This window comes from Vibrio sp. 1401, from assembly GCF_033340295.1.
The window spans coordinates 1-581 of record NZ_JAWOWF010000613.1; the positions used below are offsets into that span (position 1 = coordinate 1).

Sequence of the window (581 nt, forward strand, 5' to 3'; positions counted from 1 at the left end):
CGCCAAGAAACCCAAGAACAACTCGATGGCATTACTCACCTTTCCAGCCTTGATCAAAAAGCCATCCACAAAGTCGAGTAATCCGCTCGGTAATTTGCCTTCACAAAAGCTGATGATTTGATGGCGAAAGATCACGCCAATCCAAACAAACAACACAACCATGTAGACTTGAAACAAGACAACGCCCATCGACATCACCGACGTCGGGTTGTAGTAAATCATGATTTTCCAAAACTGGAGTGGCTTAGTTAAATGGAAAATCAATATCACCAAACCGGAAATGATGCCAAATGGCGCGAGCCAAGCCATCGCTTTCATAATGCCATTGTTCGCCGGATCTCCCTCAATGACTTTGCGTTTAAGGTAGATAGAAATCATCACTGCGCCAGCAGACATCCCAGCTAAAAATAGGTAAATCGCGATGATCCAATCCCACACTAATGAATCAAAGTGGAAAGCACTTTCAAAACCGTTCATGATGACACCTCCCCTTTGTTATGCGGAATTTTAAACAGCTTAGGTTGCGTTCCTAAATGTGACTTATCGCGATACACAAGGTGGTTATCAATGGCTTTGCTTAC

At 43.5% G+C, this 581-nt stretch carries 1 protein-coding gene and 1 pseudogene; both read right to left on the reverse strand.

What is annotated here, in order from left to right:
- Window positions 1–477 (reverse strand): NrfD/PsrC family molybdoenzyme membrane anchor subunit (nrfD, locus tag R7Z77_RS27135; protein ID WP_318137276.1); only part of this gene is annotated, 477 nt, incomplete at its 3' end.
- Window positions 474–581: pseudogene (locus R7Z77_RS27140) on the reverse strand (4Fe-4S ferredoxin); the annotation flags it as partial. The gene nrfD and the pseudogene R7Z77_RS27140, both read right to left, overlap by 4 nt.